This window comes from Bradyrhizobium sp. USDA 4532 (assembly GCF_024171315.1).
Lineage (GTDB): Bacteria > Pseudomonadota > Alphaproteobacteria > Rhizobiales > Xanthobacteraceae > Bradyrhizobium > Bradyrhizobium australafricanum.
This window is the reverse complement of sequence record NZ_JALJZN010000001.1, coordinates 6,018,140-6,035,363: the sequence shown is the minus strand read 5'-3', so window position 1 is coordinate 6,035,363 and position 17,224 is coordinate 6,018,140. Positions and strand designations below refer to the sequence as shown.

At 65.6% G+C, this 17,224-nt stretch carries 16 protein-coding genes; 9 read left to right on the top strand and 7 right to left on the bottom strand.

What is annotated here, in order from left to right; translation table 11 throughout:
• The first annotated feature begins 58 nt into the window (after positions 1–58).
• The 7 genes from hisB to coaA all read left to right on the top strand — a co-directional run bounded on the left by hisB (position 59) and on the right by coaA (position 4,893).
• Entirely contained in the window at positions 59–652 is a 594-nt protein-coding gene (gene hisB, locus J2R76_RS27795; protein ID WP_016841476.1) for an imidazoleglycerol-phosphate dehydratase HisB, read from the top strand.
• 86 nt (positions 653–738) lie between these two features.
• Positions 739–1,269 (top strand): DUF2628 domain-containing protein, encoded by a 531-nt coding sequence (locus J2R76_RS27790; RefSeq protein ID WP_076833691.1) that lies wholly within the window; start codon positions 739–741, stop codon positions 1,267–1,269.
• Positions 1,266–1,916 carry an imidazole glycerol phosphate synthase subunit HisH gene (gene hisH, locus J2R76_RS27785; RefSeq protein WP_028341984.1) on the top strand — a complete coding sequence of 217 codons (651 nt, stop codon included), beginning with the start codon at positions 1,266–1,268 and terminating at the stop codon, positions 1,914–1,916. The genes J2R76_RS27790 and hisH overlap by 4 nt, the downstream gene beginning before the upstream one ends.
• Complete coding sequence (hisA, locus tag J2R76_RS27780) at positions 1,913–2,641, top strand: 1-(5-phosphoribosyl)-5-[(5-phosphoribosylamino)methylideneamino]imidazole-4-carboxamide isomerase (protein ID WP_076833848.1); 729 nt, start codon at positions 1,913–1,915, stop codon at positions 2,639–2,641. Before hisH ends, hisA begins: the two co-directional genes overlap by 4 nt.
• Before the next feature lie 9 nt (positions 2,642–2,650).
• Complete coding sequence (gene hisF, locus J2R76_RS27775) at positions 2,651–3,427, top strand: imidazole glycerol phosphate synthase subunit HisF (protein WP_038382736.1); 777 nt, start codon at positions 2,651–2,653, stop codon at positions 3,425–3,427.
• A 150-nt stretch (positions 3,428–3,577) separates the two neighbouring features.
• Positions 3,578–3,901 carry a phosphoribosyl-ATP diphosphatase gene (locus tag J2R76_RS27770; protein WP_028341982.1) on the top strand — a complete coding sequence of 108 codons (324 nt, stop codon included), beginning with the start codon at positions 3,578–3,580 and terminating at the stop codon, positions 3,899–3,901.
• A gap of 35 nt (positions 3,902–3,936) precedes the next feature.
• Positions 3,937–4,893: a type I pantothenate kinase gene (gene coaA, locus J2R76_RS27765; protein ID WP_026192056.1), complete on the top strand. Its 957-nt coding sequence runs from the start codon at positions 3,937–3,939 to the stop codon at positions 4,891–4,893.
• Positions 4,894–5,066: 173 nt separating this feature from the next.
• Here coaA and J2R76_RS27760 read toward each other — a convergent pair whose 3' ends face one another.
• From J2R76_RS27760 to J2R76_RS27750, 3 genes are all read right to left on the bottom strand, one after another.
• The gene (locus J2R76_RS27760) at positions 5,067–7,316 is read right to left on the bottom strand and encodes a PAS domain-containing hybrid sensor histidine kinase/response regulator (protein WP_076833693.1); all 2,250 of its coding nucleotides are present in this window, start codon (positions 7,314–7,316) and stop codon (positions 5,067–5,069) included.
• Positions 7,317–7,419: 103 nt separating this feature from the next.
• Positions 7,420–7,941, bottom strand: coding sequence for a hypothetical protein (locus J2R76_RS27755; protein WP_076833695.1), 522 nt, complete (start codon positions 7,939–7,941; stop codon positions 7,420–7,422).
• A gap of 119 nt (positions 7,942–8,060) precedes the next feature.
• Entirely contained in the window at positions 8,061–9,599 is a 1,539-nt protein-coding gene (locus J2R76_RS27750; protein ID WP_141339863.1) for a YifB family Mg chelatase-like AAA ATPase, read from the bottom strand.
• Positions 9,600–10,321: 722 nt separating this feature from the next.
• On the opposite strand from J2R76_RS27750, the gene J2R76_RS27745 reads away from it, so the two are divergent.
• Together J2R76_RS27745 and fsrB are read left to right on the top strand one after the other, a co-directional pair.
• Positions 10,322–12,313 carry a TonB-dependent siderophore receptor gene (locus J2R76_RS27745; RefSeq protein ID WP_076833705.1) on the top strand — a complete coding sequence of 664 codons (1,992 nt, stop codon included), beginning with the start codon at positions 10,322–10,324 and terminating at the stop codon, positions 12,311–12,313.
• Positions 12,314–12,339: 26 nt separating this feature from the next.
• Complete coding sequence (fsrB, locus tag J2R76_RS27740) at positions 12,340–13,629, top strand: siderophore utilization protein FsrB (protein WP_253625223.1); 1,290 nt, start codon at positions 12,340–12,342, stop codon at positions 13,627–13,629.
• Between the two features lie 95 nt (positions 13,630–13,724).
• On the opposite strand, the gene J2R76_RS27735 is transcribed toward fsrB, so the two are convergent.
• The 4 genes from J2R76_RS27735 to rsmI form a co-directional block, all read right to left on the bottom strand.
• Positions 13,725–14,696 (bottom strand): MBL fold metallo-hydrolase, encoded by a 972-nt coding sequence (locus J2R76_RS27735; RefSeq protein ID WP_225642463.1) that lies wholly within the window; start codon positions 14,694–14,696, stop codon positions 13,725–13,727.
• A 187-nt stretch (positions 14,697–14,883) separates the two neighbouring features.
• Positions 14,884–15,831 carry a glutathione synthase gene (gene gshB / locus J2R76_RS27730; RefSeq protein ID WP_076833709.1) on the bottom strand — a complete coding sequence of 316 codons (948 nt, stop codon included), beginning with the start codon at positions 15,829–15,831 and terminating at the stop codon, positions 14,884–14,886.
• Positions 15,832–15,856: 25 nt separating this feature from the next.
• Positions 15,857–16,243 carry a YraN family protein gene (locus tag J2R76_RS27725; RefSeq protein WP_076833711.1) on the bottom strand — a complete coding sequence of 129 codons (387 nt, stop codon included), beginning with the start codon at positions 16,241–16,243 and terminating at the stop codon, positions 15,857–15,859.
• The gene (gene rsmI, locus J2R76_RS27720) at positions 16,230–17,183 is read right to left on the bottom strand and encodes a 16S rRNA (cytidine(1402)-2'-O)-methyltransferase (protein ID WP_076833712.1); all 954 of its coding nucleotides are present in this window, start codon (positions 17,181–17,183) and stop codon (positions 16,230–16,232) included. Before rsmI ends, J2R76_RS27725 begins: the two co-directional genes overlap by 14 nt.
• Between the last annotated feature and the right edge of the window lie 41 nt (positions 17,184–17,224).

The window sequence follows — 17,224 nt, the reverse complement described above, 5'->3', positions numbered from 1 at the left end:
AAGGTGACATCAGCCTGTTAAAAGACCGGCGTTTTCGGCACGGGAAAGCTCAATTTTCATGCGCACCGCAACCATCAAGCGCAAGACCAAGGAGACCGACATCGAGGTGACGGTCAACCTCGACGGAGCAGGCGTATCCACGGTTTCGACCGGGATCGGCTTCTTCGACCATATGCTCGACCTCCTGGCCCGGCATTCGCGCATCGACATCACGGTGAAGGCGGATGGCGATCTCCATGTCGATTACCACCACACCACCGAAGACGTCGGGATCGCGCTCGGGCAGGCCGTGAAGCAGGCGCTCGGCAACATGGCCGGCATCACCCGCTATGCCTCGATCCACATGCCGATGGACGAGACGCTCTCGCGCGTCGTGATCGACATTTCCGGCCGCCCGGTGCTGGTGTTCAAGGCCGAATTCCCGCGCGACAAGATCGGTGAGTTCGACACCGAGCTGGTGCGCGAGTGGTTCAACGCCTTCGCGATGAACGCCGGCGTGACTCTGCACGTCGAGACCCTATATGGCGAGAACAGCCATCATATCGCCGAATCCTGTTTCAAGGGTCTGGCGAGGGCGCTGCGGACGGCAATTGCGATCGATCCGCGTGCCCAGGGCGAAGTGCCCTCGACCAAGGGTCAGCTCGGCGGCTGATCTCTGGAGCATGATCCGGGAGAGTGGATGCCGGTTTTCCGAAAGATCGTGCTTTAACTAAGAGTCCATCCTCGGCGGAGCGTTCGATGCCGGTCTATACAGTGCATGCCCCCGTGGCCAACGGCGCCGATCTCGCGGCGACCGACAAGTTCGTCTTCGTGCGAGACGGCTTCCATTTCTGGGCCGCGGTTGCGGGCGTGATCTGGTTGGCCTGGCATCGGCTCTGGCTGGCGCTGATCGGCTGGTTCGTTCTTACTTTCGTGATCGATTACGCGCTGGCCAAGCTTGGCGTCGGCCGTAGCGCGATCTTCTTCGTCGACCTGGTGCTGATGGTGTTGCTCGGCCTCGAGGCCGCGACCCTGCAGCGCTGGACGCTGTCGCGGCGCAGGTGGCGCCAGATCGACATCGTCGTGGGCGACGATGCGGAGGCCGCCGAGCGCCGCTTCTTCGCGCGCTGGACCGCGCGGCATCGCGGCGCCGTCCACGATCAGCGCTCCGTCGATCGCGGCGCGCCGCCGCCGACCCGCGACGTTCCGGGTCAGTCATTCTCAAAACCCCCGTCGATGCCGCAAGGCGGCATCATCGGATTGTTTCCAGAGCCAGGAGGAACGCGATGACCGTTGCAATCATCGATTACGGCTCCGGCAATCTGCATTCGGCGGCCAAGGCCTTTGAGCGCGCCGCGCGCAGCATGGAGGATCCGCAAGCCATCAAGGTGACGCGCGATCCCGATGCGGTGTATCGCGCCGATCGCATCGTGCTGCCCGGCGTCGGCGCGTTCGCCGATTGCCGCCGCGGCGTCGACGCGGTCGACGGCATGCTGGAGGCGCTGACCGAGGCGGTGCGGGTCAAGGCCCGGCCGTTCTTCGGTATCTGCGTCGGCATGCAGCTGATGGCGACGCGCGGCAAGGAGCACGTGATCACCGAGGGCTTCAACTGGATCGGCGGCGATGTCGAGAAGATCGAGCCGCGCGACGAGAGCCTGAAGGTCCCGCATATGGGCTGGAATACGCTCGACATGGTGCGCGAGCATCCGGTGCTGGAGCGGCTGCCGCTCGGGCCGAAAGGACGTCACGCCTATTTCGTGCACTCCTATCACCTCAACGCCGCCAATGAGGCGGACGTGCTCGCGCGCGCCGACTATGGCGGGCCGGTGACCGCGATCGTCGGCAAGGACACCGCGATCGGCACCCAGTTTCACCCCGAGAAGAGCCAGCGCTTCGGCCTCGCTTTGATCGCCAATTTCTTGAAGTGGAAGCCGTGATTCTCTTTCCAGCGATTGATCTGAAGAACGGCCAGTGCGTGCGCCTGGAGCAGGGCGACATGGCGCGCGCCACCGTGTTCAATCTCGATCCGGCGGCGCAGGCGGCGAGCTTCGCCGCGCAGGGCTTCGAATATCTCCACGTCGTCGATCTCGACGGTGCCTTCGCCGGCAAGCCGATGAATGCGCATGCGGTGGAGGCGATGCTGAAGGCCGTCACCATGCCGGTGCAGCTCGGCGGCGGCATCCGCGACCTCAAGACCATCGAGGCCTGGCTCGACAAGGGCATCACGCGCGTCATCATCGGCACCGCCGCGGTGCGCGATCCTGAGCTCGTGAAGGGCGCGGCGAACACATTCCCCGGCCGCGTCGCGGTCGGTCTCGATGCGCGCGACGGCAAGGTGGCGGTCGAAGGCTGGGCCGAGACCTCGCACGTGACCGCGCTCGAGATCGCACAGCGCTTCGAGGATGCCGGCGTCGCCGCGATCATCTTCACCGACATCGCCCGCGACGGTCTGCTCAAGGGCCTCAATCTCGACGCCACCATCGCGCTCGCCGACCGCATCTCGATTCCAGTGATTGCCTCCGGCGGCTTTGCCTCGATCGACGACGTCAAGGCGCTGCTGGAGCCGCGTGCGAAGAAGCTGGCCGGCGCGATCGTCGGCCGTGCGCTCTATGACGGACGGCTCGATCCGGCCGCCGCCCTTCAGCTGATCCGCGGCGCTTAGGAGGAGGTCATGTTCAAGGTTCGCGTGATCCCCTGCCTCGACGTCAAGGACGGGCGCGTGGTCAAGGGCGTCAACTTCGTCGATCTGCGCGACGCCGGCGACCCGGTCGAAGCCGCGATCGCCTATGACGCCGCCGGTGCCGACGAGCTCACCTTCCTCGACATCACCGCCACCCATGAAAACCGCGGCATCATGCTCGATGTGGTGCGGCGGACGGCGGAAGCCTGCTTCATGCCGCTGACCGTGGGCGGCGGCGTCCGCACCGTCGACGACATCAAGACCCTGCTGCGCTCCGGCGCCGACAAGGTCTCGATCAATTCAGCGGCCGTCAGCCGGCGCGAATTCGTCAAGGAAGCGGCCGAGAAATACGGCGAGCAATGCATCGTGGTCGCGATCGACGCCAAGCGGGTCAAGCGCGCCGGCGGCTCGGACCGCTGGGAGATCTTCACCCATGGTGGACGGAATGCCACCGGGATCGACGCCATCGAGTACGCCCAGGAGGTCGTCTCGCTCGGCGCCGGCGAAATCCTGCTGACCTCGATGGACCGGGACGGCACCAGGCAGGGCTTTGACCTGCCGCTGACCCGGGCGATCGCGGACAGTGTCCCCGTACCGGTCATCGCGTCCGGTGGTGTCGGCAATCTCGACCACCTGGTCGACGGCGTCCGCGAGGGTCACGCCACCGGCGTGCTGGCCGCGTCGATCTTCCACTTCGGGGAATTCACTATCCGCCAGGCCAAGGATCACATGGTGCGCGCCGGCCTGCCGATGCGGCTCGATCCCTAGCGTGAGCGTGGTCAGGAAAAGTGGAAACCGGTTTTCCGTGAAGACCACGCTCAAACAGGGAGAGCTGGGACTCCTTGTCACAAAAATGCTAAGTCCCCACCTAAGGGATGGTACCCGTGCGGTGCCGCTGTGCATGCTTGAGTTGAGTTGATGTCGCGTTTCACGGTCCACGATCTGGCCGCCACCATCGACGCCCGCGCTGCAACGGGCGGTGAGGCGTCCTACACCCGCAAGCTGCTCGACAAGGGCGCGGAGCATTGCGCCAAGAAATTGGGCGAGGAAGCGGTCGAGACCGTGATCGCCGCGGTCGAGAATGACCGCGATCACCTCATCGCCGAAAGTGCCGATCTCGTGTTTCACCTGCTGGTTCTGTTGAAATCCCGCGGCGTGAAGCTGGAGGACGTCGAGGCCGCGCTGGAGAAGCGCACCTCGATGTCGGGACTGGAAGAGAAGGCGTCGCGCAAGCGCGACTAGCGCAAATGATCGAGCGCATCGAGAGGGGCAGCCTCATGGACATCCGGGCACCAGATCAACAGTACAACCCCTACCGCATCTTCACGCGCCAGCAATGGTCGCATCTGCGTGACGATACGCCGATGACGCTCGAGCCCGGCGAGTTCGATCGCCTGCGTTCGATGCACGATCGCCTCGATTTGCAGGAGGTCGAGGACATCTACCTGCCGCTGTCGCGGCTGCTCTCGATCTATGTCGATGCGACCCAGCGGCTGTATTACTCGCAGCGCCAGTTCCTCAACATCCGCGACCGCAAGATGCCCTACATCGTCGGTGTCGCCGGATCCGTCGCGGTCGGCAAGTCGACCACGGCTCGCGTGCTGCAGGCGCTGCTGGCGCGCTGGTCGCCGCGGCCGAAGGTCGATCTGATCACGACCGACGGTTTCCTGTTTCCGAACGCGGTGCTCGAGCGGCAGGGCATCATGCAGAAGAAGGGCTTTCCGGAAAGCTACGACCTGCCGACGCTGCTGTCGTTCCTCAGCGACATCAAGGCGGGGCGGCGCCGCGTGCGCGCGCCGGTCTATTCGCATCTGACCTACGACATCGTGCCGAACAAATGGGTCGAGATCGACCAGCCGGACATCCTGATCGTCGAGGGCGTCAACGTGCTGCAGACCGGGCGGCTGCCGCGCGACGGCAAGGCGGTGCCGTTCGTCTCCGACTTCTTCGACTTCTCGGTCTATATCGACGCCGACGAGGCCGTGCTGCGGGAGTGGTACATCAAGCGCTTCCTGGCGCTGCGTGACACCGCGTTCACCGATCCGAGGTCCTACTTCCACCGCTACGCGCCGCTGTCGGACGAGGAAGCAACGGCGACCGCGATCGCGATCTGGGAGCGCACCAACCTCGCCAATCTCGAGGACAACATCCTGCCGACCCGCCCGCGCGCGACGCTGATCCTGAAGAAGGGCGCCGACCACGTGGTGCAGTCGGTCGCGCTGCGCCGGCTGTAGCCGGCACCGCATTCCAGCGAACGCGCCACATCACAGCTGTCGTCCCCGCGAACGCGGGGACCCATAGCCACAGGTGTCTGTGATTTGCAGCGCTGTAGCCCCAGCGGGCGTAAAACTGGCTTCGGTGGTTATGGGTCCCTGCTTGCGCAGGGACGACACCGAGGTATTGGCTGCTACGCCGCAATGTGCCGTGCGGCGGCGAGGCCCGCGAGCGCTTCTTCCAGCTTTTCGCGGTCGAGCGGCTTGATCAGAAAGCCGTCCATGCCGGCTTCGAAGCAGGCATAGCGGTCCTCCACCAGCGTATTTGCCGTCAGTGCCAGGATCGGGGTCCGGCGGACGGATTGTGCCGCTTCATGGGTGCGGATCTGCTTGGTGGTCTCGATGCCGTTGAGGCGCGGCATCTGGATGTCCATCAGCACGAGATCATAGGGCGTGCCGGCTGAGGTCGCCGACAGCCAGGACTCCATCGCCTGCTCGCCATTGGTGGTGATGACCACGTTGTGGCCGAGCCGGGTGAGCAGCGAGCGCATCAACAGCGCGTTGATCTCATTGTCCTCGGCGACCAGGATCGAGAACCCCTTGTCCGGCAGCGCGGATGCAAGCGCTGTGGGCGCGGACTCGGCGGCCGCCTCGATCGCAAGGCTCGGCGCAGCGACTTCCGGCGATGCGGTCAGGCGCGCGGCGAGCGACGACGCGCGCAATGGCTTCACCAGGTAGCCGGTGAACATGGCTGACTCGGAAGCCGAAAGGTCCTGCCGCGTCGCCGGCGTGAACATCACGATGCGATGGGTTGCATGGAGGCGGGAGGCGTCGGCAAACGCCTCCATCGTCGGCGTGCCAAGCGTGTGGTCGATCAGCACCGCATGCCAGCTCCGCTCCGGCAGCAGCGCCTCGGCGACGTTGGCATCCGACACGATGCAGGTCTGTGCGCCCCAGCGCTGCAACCGCCGCGAGATCAGCGAGACCTCGATGCTGTGTGGCGCCACCAGCATGATCGACTGTCCCGTCAAGTCGGGCGCGGCGAAGCCGTTGGCCTCGCCGGTATCGGCGGCGACGAGCGGGATCGACACCTCGAAGGTCGAGCCGGCGCCCGGCGTGCTTGCGAGCGTGATGCGGCCGCCCATCCGCTTGACGATGCGGTCGCTGATCGAGAGGCCGAGGCCGGTGCCGCCATAGCTGCGCGCGATCCGGTCGTCGGCCTGCTCGAACTCCCGGAAGATGCGCTGCTGCGCTTCCGGCGCGATGCCGATGCCGGTGTCGCGGACCAGGAAGCTGATCTCGTTCGGCCAGATGCCGGGCTCGACGATCAGCGCCACGCCACCGGTCGCGGTGAACTTGATGGCGTTGCCGGCGAGATTGAGCAGCACCTGACGCAGCCGCGCGGCGTCGCCGGTCACCTGCATCGGCAGCCGTTCGTCGACATAGGCGGCGATCTCGATGCCCTTGGTCTGCGCGCGCGGCGCCAGCAGCTCGGTGATGTCCTCGATCAGGCCGGACAGCGCGAACGCGCGGTGTTCGAGATCGATCTTGCCGGCCTCGATCTTGGAATAATCGAGCAGCTCCTCGATCAGCGCGAGCAGCGCGTCGCCGGATGTCTTGACCGCCTTGACGTAGGTCATCTGCTCCAACGTCAGCTGCGTATCCATCAGCAATCCGCTCATGCCGATGATGCCGTTCAGCGGGGTGCGGATCTCGTGGCTCGCCATCGCAAGGAAGCGCGACTTGGCGCGGTTGGCGGCGTCGGCCTGATCGCGCGCTTCGGCGAGCGCGCGCTCGCTCTCGGTGCGGTCGGTGACGTCGCGGCCGACGCTCTGCATTTCCGCGGGCGCGCCGGCATCGTTGCGCACGAGGCCTTCACGCCAGGCGATCCAGCGCGGTCCGAGCGGTCCCTCGATCTTCTGGTCGTAGACCCGCGTGCCGTTGGATTCGAGCGCGGTGTCGCCTTGTTCGAGCACCTTCAGCGTCGCGGTGCTGCCGATCAATTCGCTGCGGGGCCTCTGCGCCAGCTCGCAATAGGCATCGTTGGCATAGGTGATGAGCCCGTCGAGGTCGCGCAGCACGATCAAATCGTCCTGCGCCTCGAACAGGGTAGAGGCGCGCTGCTCGGCCTCCTGCAGTTCCCAGTTGCGGTCGGCCATCGCTTCATTGTGCATGGCGATGGTGCGCAGCCGCTTGCGCATCAGCCGCAGGCGGATGCCGAGCGTCACGATCCAAAGGCAGGCGAGCGCGAACAGGAAGCTGACCCCGATCGCGAATGCATTGGGATCGTAGCCGCTCTGTTGCGAGAGCGCGCCCGAAATGAACCCGAAGGCGCTGCCAAACGCGACGGAGAAGATCGTGAACGAGCGCACGATCGTCGCGAGCCAGGAATGGCGCCGGAGGAAGCGGCGAAGGCGCAACTTGATCCGGAAGAAACGCCCCATCAATGGTGACCCTGAGACAGCTTGATCTGGCGCTGACGATGCGTCGGCCAGCTTGCAAAGTGCTTGAAATTGGTGGCCATTTCGCGCTGCCCTCAGAACAGGGTTAGTGGGAGGTTAATTCCGCCATGACCCGGTTCGGGACGCGCGTGTCAGGTGCGGGCGATGCGGCTTCAAGTCGGCGGTGTCCGCCGCGGGCGCTGACGATCAAGGCCGCGGCATCCCGCACCGAGAACGTCTTCGATTGCACGAAGACACGGTAGTCGGACGGGCCAGCATCACGCGTCAGATAGATGACGGGGCCGGTTGCCGAGGCATCGCCGGAAATCCCGATCAGCTGCGCCGTCGCGCTGCTCTCGCAGGCGCCGGCCTCGGCGTCGTCGATGTCGTCGATCACGGTGAAGTCGGCGGCGTCGGCGCTGTCGGCGATCTGGACCCGGACGGTGGCCTGGCTGGGGTCGTCAGTGAAGCTGACGTGAAGCTGCGCCAGCCAGGGGATCGATGCGATCTGCATCGTGGCGCCGCCCACCTCGATGCAGGGCCGCGGGCCCGGCAGGAATTCGGCGCGGGCAAGGACCGCGGCCACGGCAAGGGGGACCACCGAGGTCAAAATCTTCAAACGCAACATGACACAACTCGCTCGACCCAAGCTTGCCGCCGATCGCGGTGCTTATGGTTTGCGGAGCGTAAATGAGAGTGGTTACTGTCACGTTGACGCGGCGGGCACCGGCCGGAAGCCGGCGGAGATCACGCCGCGCGGCGCAAATCGTCGGCCAATGCACGATAAGACAGCGCTTCGGCGAGATGTAGCCGGCCGATCGTCTCGGCGCCGTCGAGATCGGCAAGCGTGCGCGCCACCCGCAGCACGCGGTGATAGCCGCGCGCGGTGAGGTGCATGTTGTCGGCGGCCTCGCGCAGCAGCTTCTGCCCATGCGCGTCGGGTTGCGCGATGGTCTCGAGCAGCGAACTCGGCGCTTCCGCATTGGTGCGGACATGCGGCATGCCGGCAGCCGCATAGCGCGCGAGCTGGATGTCGCGCGCGGCCGCGACGCGGGCGGCAACCTCGGCCGATCCCTCCGCCGGCGGCGGCAGGATCAGATCGGCCGCGGTCACGGCGGGCACCTCGATCCGCAGGTCGATGCGATCCATCAGCGGGCCGGAGATCCGCATCTGGTAGTCGCCGGTGCAGCGGTCGAGCCGGCCGCGCTTGCAGGAATAGCCGGGTTCATAGGCATGGCCGCAACGGCACGGGTTCATGGCTGCGACCAGCATGAAGCGCGCCGGATAGGTGACGCGGTGGTTGGCCCTGCTCACCGAAACCTCGCCGTTCTCCAGCGGCTGACGCAGCGAATCCAGCACGCGCGGATCGAACTCCGGCAATTCGTCGAGGAACAGCACGCCCTGATGCGCCAGCGAGATCTCGCCCGGTTTGGCGCGCATGCCGCCGCCGGTCAGCGCGGCCATGCTGGCGGAATGATGCGGGCTGCGGAACGGGCGTCGCGCGGTCAGGGCGCCGTCGCGGATCTCGCCGGCAACCGAGGCGATCATCGAGACTTCGAGCAGCTCCGACGGCGACAGCGGCGGCAGGATCGAGGGCAGTCGCGCCGCCAGCATCGATTTGCCGGCGCCGGGCGAGCCGATCATCAGAAGATGATGACCGCCGGCGGCGGCGATCTCGAGCGCGCGTTTCGCGCTCTCCTGGCCCTTGATGTCGCGCAGGTCCAAAAGCGTTTCCTCGCGCTCATGCACCTTCGGTTGCGGCCGCGACAGCACCTGCGTGCCCTTGAAGTGGTTGGCGATCTGGATCAGCGAATCTGCCGCGATGATCTGGATGTCCGGACTGGCCCAGGCGGCTTCCGAGCCGCAGGCGGCCGGGCAGATCAATCCCTCGTCGCGCGAATTGGCGCCGATTGCCGCGGGCAGCACGCCCGCCACCGGCGCGAGCGAGCCGTCGAGCCCGAGCTCGCCGAGCACGGTGAAGCCGTTCAGCGCATCCGGCGGGATCGCGCCGATCGCCGCCATCAGGCCGAGCGCGATCGGCAGGTCGTAATGGCTGCCCTCCTTGGGCAGGTCGGCGGGTGCGAGGTTGACGGTGATGCGGCGGGCGGGAAGCGCGAGGCCGGAGGCGATCAGCGCCGAACGCACGCGTTCGCGGGCTTCCGACACCGCCTTGTCGGGCAGGCCGACTATTGCGAATGCCGGCAATCCCGGCGCGACCTGCACCTGCACGTCGACCGCGCGGGCCTCGATCCCCTCGAATGCGACGGTGGAAACGCGCTGGACCATGCTGCCCCTATTCTTCCGCAATCGAAGGTAGCGGAACCGGGCGGCAAGTGCAAGAACATTACAGGAACATTCGCGGCGCCGAGGGCTGGTCGCCCGGTACCAGTTCACCGCGCGGCGCATCCGTTTCCGGCCGGCGCGGAGGCGTCGGGCGTCGGCGCCATGACGCGCGCCTCGCGCGATCGAACACAGCTCGCATCGTCGACAACTGCAGGAATCATTCTCAAGAATCATTCCAGCACGACGAGCATCGCGCGCTTATTGTCGCAGCGCGTCGTCGATTTCCCCGCTGTTTCAGCGATCGCACGCTGATCGCGCGCGCAGTCTCGATCTATTCCAACTGCCGAGGTCTGTACTCGCGAGCCCCGCGCTGTAGAGCCGGATCACAAATCCATCCAGGCTGACATCAGGGGCGCCTTCGCGTGATCGGTCGACTTGTTTCGCATTCCACCCGTCAACATCCAGCGCTGCGAACGATCGGTCTATGTACCGCCGCCGTCCTTGCCGCAGGAGTCGCGACCGAACGCGCCGACGCGCAATCGGAACTGCCGCCGGTGAGCGTGGACGCGCCTCAGCAGCGCGCGATCACTGCGAATGCAAAACCGGTTCGTCGTCCGGTGGCCGCACGCGCGAGCCGCGCCAATCGTGTGGCTCGATCCCAGCAGGCGACGACGCCAGCTGCGGCACGATCCGGTGCCGGCGCCGGCGAGCGAGCCGGCGGTCCGGTGGTCGGGTTCGTTGCCACGCGTTCGGGCACGGCGACCAAGACCGACACGCCGCTGATCGAAATCCCGCAATCGATCTCGGTCGTCACGACCGACCAGATCAGGAACCAGGGTGCGGAATCGGTGGGCGCGGCATTGCGCTACACCGCAGGCGTCAGCGGCGACGTGAATGGCGGCTCGGACACCCGCTTCGGCGGCCTGCAGATCCGCGGCTTCGACATGACGATGCCGGGCCTCTATCTCGACGGCCTGCGGCTGCCGAGCAGCAACTATGTGCACTTCCTCGGGCTCGATCCGTACGGAGCCGAGCGCCTCGAGGTCCTGAAGGGGCCATCCTCGGCGATGTTCGGCGGCAGTGGCACCGGCGGCATCCTCAACTATGTCAGCAAGCTGCCGACTGCACGCGAGTTCGGGGAAGTGTCGCTGTCGGGCGGCAGCTTCAACCGCTATCAGGGCGAGTTCGACATCGGCGGCCGCGCCAACAAGGAAGGGACGGTGCTGTGGCGCCTGACCGGCGTCGCGCGCGATGGCGAGACCCAGGTCGACTACACCAAGGACAATCGCGTCTTCATCGCGCCCGCCGTCACCGTGAAGCCGAACGAGGACACCACGATCACCTTCCTCGCGAACTACCAGAAGGAACGCACCGGCTGGGGCCTGCAATTCCTGCCGCCGTCCGGCACCGTCTGGGCCAATAACGGCCGCTACATTCCGAACACGCGCTTCGTCGGCGAGCCCGGCTTCAACCAGTTCGACACCGAGCAATCCTCGGTCGGCTACATGCTGTCGCACGACTTCAACGAGGCGCTGACCTTCCGCCAGAACCTGCGCTATTCGTGGATGCACAACGAGCAGAAGAGCTTCTACGGCACCGGCTATGCATCGGCGGCCGACGAAGCCGCGGGCCTGCTGTCGCGCGGCGGCGCCGGCGGCAGCTCGACGATCGATTCCTTCGCGGTCGACAACCAGCTGCAGGGCAAGTTCGTCACCGGCATGCTGAGCCACACGACGCTGTTCGGCGTCGATTACCGCAACACCTCGTTCCGCGACATGGCCTCGAGCTACAGCACCGGCAAGCTCAACGTCTTCGCGCCGGTCTATACCAACAGCTGGACCAACAACGGACCGTATGACGACACCGGCATCAAGCAGTCGCAGGCCGGCCTCTATCTGCAGGACCAGATCAGGCTCGGCCGGCTGTCGTTTCTGCTTGGCGGGCGGCAGGATTTCGTCACCACCGACCTCGACAACAATCTCGCGAAAACGTCGACGTCGACCGACGCCTCGGCATTCACCGGTCGCGCCGCCGTGATGTACAATTTCGACAACGGCATCGCGCCCTATTTCAGCTATTCGGAGTCATTCCTGCCGGTGCTGAGCACCAATGCCGCCGGCGAGCTGCTGAAGCCGGAGTCCGGCGTGCAGTACGAAATCGGCGTCAAGTACCAGCCGGTCGGCATCAATGCGCTGATCACGCTGGCCGCCTTCGACCTGACCCGGTCCAACGTCGTCACCTACGCCCCGCCGTTCTATTTCGCCGAGCAGACCGGCGAAGTCAGGTCGCGCGGCGTTGAGCTCGAGGGCACCGCGACGCTGGTCGAGGGCGTCAACATCCGCGGCGGCTACGCCTATGTCGACGCTGAAGTCACCAAGGATCCCGTCAATGTCGGCAAGGCGCCGACCACGGTGCCGCTCAACCGTTTCTCGCTGTGGGGCGATTACACCGTTCAGGGCGGCCCGCTCGCCGGCGTCCAGTTCGGGGCCGGCGTCCGCTATGTCGGATCGACGTTCGGTGACGACGCCAACACCTTCAAGGTGCCGGCGTCGACGGTCGTCGATGCGCTCGTCGCCTATACCAGGGACAATTATCGCCTCTCGCTCAACGTCACCAACCTTGCCGATACGCGCTACGTGGCAGCCTGCTACGGCAACACCAGCTGCTTCTACGCGGAGGGCCGCAAGGCGATCGCGAAGCTGACCTATCGCTGGTGATCACCCCACAACTTGCTGAAATCCCCATGAGACCCATCTTCGGACGACTGCATCGCTGGGCGGGCCTTCTCACCGCGGCCTTCCTGTTCTTCTCGGGCATCACCGGCGCGATCATCTCGTGGGACCACGAGATCGACGATGTGCTCAACAGGAAGCTGTTCGAGGTGACGAGCTCCGGACCGGCGATCCAGTCCGTCGAGCTCGCCCGGCTGATCGAGCAGCGCGATCATCGCGCCCGCGTCGTCCACATGTTCATGACGGCGGAGAAAGGCGAGTCGCTGTGGTTCTTCGTGCTGCCGCGGATCGATCCGGCGACCGGCAAGCGCTACGCGCTCGACTACAACCAGGTCTTTCTCGATCCAAACACCGGCGCCGAGCTCGGACGCCGCTATTGGGGCGCGGTCTGGCCGGTGACCCGCGAAAACTTCGTCTCATTCCTCTACAAGCTGCATTACACGATGCATATCCCTGAATTCTGGGGCAGCGATCGCTGGGGCATGCGCTTCCTCGGCGTCATCGCCGTGATCTGGACGATCGATTGTTTCGTCGGCTTCTACCTGACCCTGCCGTCGCGGCGGCGCGCAAGGGCGCAGCGGGCGGCGGCGATACCGGCCGCACGCGGCAAGAGTTTCTGGACCCGCTGGGCACCGGCCTGGAAGATCAAGACCTCAGGCAGCGCCTATCGAATCAATTTCGACATTCATCGCGCCTTCAGCCTGTGGACCTGGGCCTTGCTGTTCGTGATCGCATTCACGGCATTCTCGCTGAACCTCTATTTCGAGGTGTTCTCGCCGTTGATGAAGACCGTGTCCAACTACACGCCGACACCCTACGAGCAGCGACCATATCGTCATCTCGACGATCCGATCGAGCCGAGGATCACCTATGCGGAGATCGCCGCGCGCGCCGCGGCCGACGGCAAGGCGCGCGGCTGGACCACACCGGCCGGTTCGATCAATTATGGTCCGGCGCATGGCGTCTATGCGGTCGCATTCTTCGAGCCGGGCGACGAACATGGCGCCGCGGGCGTCGGGCCGGCGCAGCTTTACTACGACAGCGAGGACGGCCGTCCGCTCGGCGAGCGGCTGCCATGGGTCGGCACAGCGGCCGACGTGTTCGTGCAGATGCAGTTTCCGCTGCATTCCGGCCGGATCGCCGGCCTGCCCGGGCGCATCCTGATCTCGCTGATGGGATTGGTGGTTGCGACGCTGTCGGTGACGGGCGTCGTGATCTGGTGGCGCAAACGTCGTGCGCGGATTGGCGCGCGAGAGACGATGCGCACTCGCTCCGCGAGCCGCCTTGCGCCGGCGGAATAGGCCGGGCGCCCCGTGCACTCCTTACACCGGGCGGCAAATGCATTCGGGAGCGGCGGCGGCCGCTCCCGAGGCAGTCCGTCTTCGCAATCAGTCCGTCACAGGTTCATCTGCATCGGCTCCGGATAGTAGTGGAAGCCTTCGCCGACCTTGGCGACATGGCCGTAGCCCGGCCAGGCGAAGTGATAGGACATCACGGCCGTCTTGTTCGCGGCCAGCATTTCCAGCAGCTTGACCCGCGACGCCGCCGCCTGCTTCGGATCGGTGTCGTAGGAGAACTCCATCCGCGGACGCTCCAGCAGCAGCACCGCGTGATGCGAGAGGTCGCCGAGGAAGGCGAAGGATTTGCCGCCCGAGCTCACCATGAAGATGGTGTGGCCCACGGTGTGGCCGGGCGCTGCGATTGCCGTCACGCCGGGCAGGAATTCCTGGCCGTCCTTGAAGAACACGATGCGGTCGCGCACCGGCAGCAGGTTCTTGCGGGCATGCACGATGAAATCCTTCAACGGGCTGCCCATCTTGCCTTCGTCGGTCCAGAACTCGAGATCGCTCTGCGCGATGTAATATTGCGCATTCGGGAACAACGGCTTGTCGTTGGCGCCGACGATGCCGCCGATATGATCGATATGCGCGTGCGACAGCACGACGGCGTCGATGTCCTCCGGCTTGATGCCGGCTTCCTGCATGCTCTTCTGCTGCCGCCCGGTGGTCTTGCCGAATAGTTGCGACGTGCCCATGCCGGTGTCGAACAGGATCAGCTTGTCGCCGGTGTTGACGATCGGCGAATTCTGCTCGAGCACGACATTGTCGGGCGAGAGGAAGTTGTCGGAGAGCATCTTCTTCACCTCCTCCTTCGGCACACCGGTGAAGGTGCCGGAGGGGTCGCCGAGCGGAAGCGGCCCGTCGGATACGACGGTCACTTCGGCTTCGCCGAGCATGAAGCGGTGCCAGTAGGGTGTCTGCGTGCCGAGCTTTGGCGCGCGTGCCTGTGCGGTGCCCCCGAGCAGGGTGCTGGCGCCGAGACCGGCACCGAGCGCGAGCAAGGATCGTCGTGAGACATTGAGCGTCATAACGTCTTCCTCCAGAATTTTTATAAGATTTTCGCGTTGTGCCCGCGCGTTGACCCGCTGCTTGACCTGACGCAGGCAAGCGGATGCTGCCCTCGCCCGCGCAAGCTGGCAAGAAGAATAAGGAGAACGCATGCGCGATCGAACGCTGGCTAAAATTTCAGCCAGCTGTGCGGCGCACAAGGGAGGATTATTTCGCGGCGCGCTTCTTCTCGATGGTATCCCAGATCATCGCCGCGACGTCGGGGCCATTGAGCCGTTGGATTGCGCGGATGCCGGTCGGCGAGGTGACGTTGATCTCGGTCAGGTTGCCGTCGATCACGTCGATGCCGACGAACAGCAGGCCGCGTTCGCGCAGCGCCGGTCCGAGCGTGGCGCAGATTTCGCGCTCGCGATCCGAGAGTTCGGTCGCCGTGGCTGCGCCGCCACGGACCATGTTGGAGCGCAGATCGTCCGCCGCCGGCACGCGGTTGACGGCGCCGGCGAACTCGCCGTCGACCAGGATGATGCGCTTGTCGCCATGCTTCACCTCGGGGAGGAAGCGCTGGATCACCCAGGGCTCCTTGAACGTGACCGAGAACATGTCGAACAGCGAGCCGAAGTTCATGTCCTGCGGCATCACGCGGAAGACGGCGGCGCCGCCATGGCCGTGCAACGGCTTCATGACGACGGCGCCATGCTGGTCGCGGAATGCGTTGATCTCGTCGAGATCGCGCGAGATCAGGGTCGGCGGCATCAGCTGCGGGAAATTCATCACGAACAGCTTTTCCGGCGCGTTGCGCACGCTGGCCGGGTCGTTGACGACCAAGGTCTTCGGATGGATGCGCTCGAGGAAATGGGTCGAGGTGATGTAGGCGAGGTCGAACGGCGGATCCTGCCGCAGCAGCACGACGTCGAAGCCGTTGAGCGCCTCGCGCTTCGGCTCGCCCAGCGTGAAGTGATTGCCGACCTCGTCGCGCACGGTGAGAGGCTGCACCGGCGCCACCAGCTCCTCGCCGCGCAGCGACAGCTTGTCGGGCGTGTAGTAGGAAATGTCGTGGCCGCGTTTTTGCGCCTCGAGCAGCAGCGCAAAGGTCGAATCGCCGCGGATATTGATGCGCGCGATGGGATCCATCTGGACGGCGATCTTCAATTTCATAAGCGTGTCCCGCGAGGTCTTGAGGTTAATTAGGGCTGGCGTCGAATGCCGCTAACAGATGGCGCGGCAGGCTCTTCGGCGCAATCAGCACGGCGTCGAATCTGAGCTCGAATTCGGCATGTTCGGGATGCGCCATCAGCCAGGCCTGGGCGGCATTGATGATGCGCAGCTGCTGCCGCGGCGTCACCGCATAGGCGGCGTCGTCGAGGCTGGCCCGGGCCTTGACCTCGACGAAGGCCAGCAGATTGCGCCGGCGCACCACCAGGTCGATCTCGCCAAAGGGGGTGCGGAAGCGTCGTGCCAGGATGCGATAGCCCTTGGCGATCAGAAGCGCTGCGGCGCGGCTCTCCGCCGAGATGCCGGTCCGGAACGCCGCGACGCGCTCGGGCGAGGCGCTGTCAGTCTTCGCCATTGCCGTCCCCGATGGTCTTCGCAAGCTCGAGGGCACGGGCATAGACCTCGCGGCGCGGCCGGCCCGACAGTTCGACCGCATGGGCGACCGCATCCTTGACGCTGCCGCGGCCGAGTTGCGCCCGCAGCAGATCGTCGAGCGTATCCTGGTCCATCACCCCGGCATCATCGGCCGGCGGTCCGATGACCAGCACGAACTCGCCGCGCGTTTCCAGCGCGTCCGCGCCTGCCGCCAGCGCGGCGACCGGCGCGCGCGTGATCTCCTCGTGCAGCTTGGTCAGCTCGCGGCAGATCGCGGCATCGCGGCCGGCCATGATCGCGGCGAGATCGCGCAGCGTGTCCTGTACGCGATTGCCGGATTCGAACATCACGAGCGTCGAATCGACCCTCGCCAGCTCGTTGAGCCGGGCGCGGCGCGCGTGCTCCTTGGCGGGCAAAAATCCCTCGAAGAAAAACCGGTCGGTCGGCAATGCCGCGACCGACAGCGCCGTCAGCACCGATGATGGCCCCGGCACCGCGATGACGGCATGCCCGGCGGCGCAGACGTCGCGCACCAGCTTGAAGCCGGGATCGGAGATCAGTGGCGTGCCGGCGTCGGAAACCAGCGCGATCGCGGCGCCCTGCGCCAGCCGCTCCAGGATTTTTGGACGGGCCTGGGCCGCGTTGTGCTCGTGGTAGAGCGCAAGCTCCGCGGCGATCGCATAACGCTCGGTCAGCCGGCGCGTGATCCTTGTGTCCTCGCAGGCGATGACGTCGACACCGGCCAGCGTTTCCAGCGCGCGCAGGGTGATGTCGGCGAGATTTCCGATCGGGGTCGCGACCAGATGGAGCCCGGGTGCTGCCCTTGGCGCGGCCAATTGCTGGCCGCCGATCGAAAATGTTCTGGCCGCAGCGCCTGTCGTGGCATCCGAACTGTGGAGGGAACTGGCTTTTGCGCGCATAATGCCAATCTAGAGGGATGGCGGCGCTTGCGCCACATCCG

Coding starts and splice junctions, on each gene's coding strand:
- hisB (WP_016841476.1), top strand. CDS start 59: ATGCGCACCGCAACCATCAAGCGCAAGACCAAGGAGACCGACATCGAG.
- J2R76_RS27790 (WP_076833691.1), top strand. CDS start 739: ATGCCGGTCTATACAGTGCATGCCCCCGTGGCCAACGGCGCCGATCTC.
- hisH (WP_028341984.1), top strand. CDS start 1,266: ATGACCGTTGCAATCATCGATTACGGCTCCGGCAATCTGCATTCGGCG.
- hisF (WP_038382736.1), top strand. CDS start 2,651: ATGTTCAAGGTTCGCGTGATCCCCTGCCTCGACGTCAAGGACGGGCGC.
- J2R76_RS27770 (WP_028341982.1), top strand. CDS start 3,578: ATGTCGCGTTTCACGGTCCACGATCTGGCCGCCACCATCGACGCCCGC.
- coaA (WP_026192056.1), top strand. CDS start 3,937: ATGGACATCCGGGCACCAGATCAACAGTACAACCCCTACCGCATCTTC.
- J2R76_RS27760 (WP_076833693.1), bottom strand. CDS start 7,316: ATGGGGCGTTTCTTCCGGATCAAGTTGCGCCTTCGCCGCTTCCTCCGG.
- J2R76_RS27755 (WP_076833695.1), bottom strand. CDS start 7,941: ATGTTGCGTTTGAAGATTTTGACCTCGGTGGTCCCCCTTGCCGTGGCC.
- J2R76_RS27750 (WP_141339863.1), bottom strand. CDS start 9,599: ATGGTCCAGCGCGTTTCCACCGTCGCATTCGAGGGGATCGAGGCCCGC.
- fsrB (WP_253625223.1), top strand. CDS start 12,340: ATGAGACCCATCTTCGGACGACTGCATCGCTGGGCGGGCCTTCTCACC.
- J2R76_RS27735 (WP_225642463.1), bottom strand. CDS start 14,696: ATGACGCTCAATGTCTCACGACGATCCTTGCTCGCGCTCGGTGCCGGT.
- gshB (WP_076833709.1), bottom strand. CDS start 15,831: ATGAAATTGAAGATCGCCGTCCAGATGGATCCCATCGCGCGCATCAAT.
- J2R76_RS27725 (WP_076833711.1), bottom strand. CDS start 16,243: ATGGCGAAGACTGACAGCGCCTCGCCCGAGCGCGTCGCGGCGTTCCGG.
- rsmI (WP_076833712.1), bottom strand. CDS start 17,183: ATGCGCGCAAAAGCCAGTTCCCTCCACAGTTCGGATGCCACGACAGGC.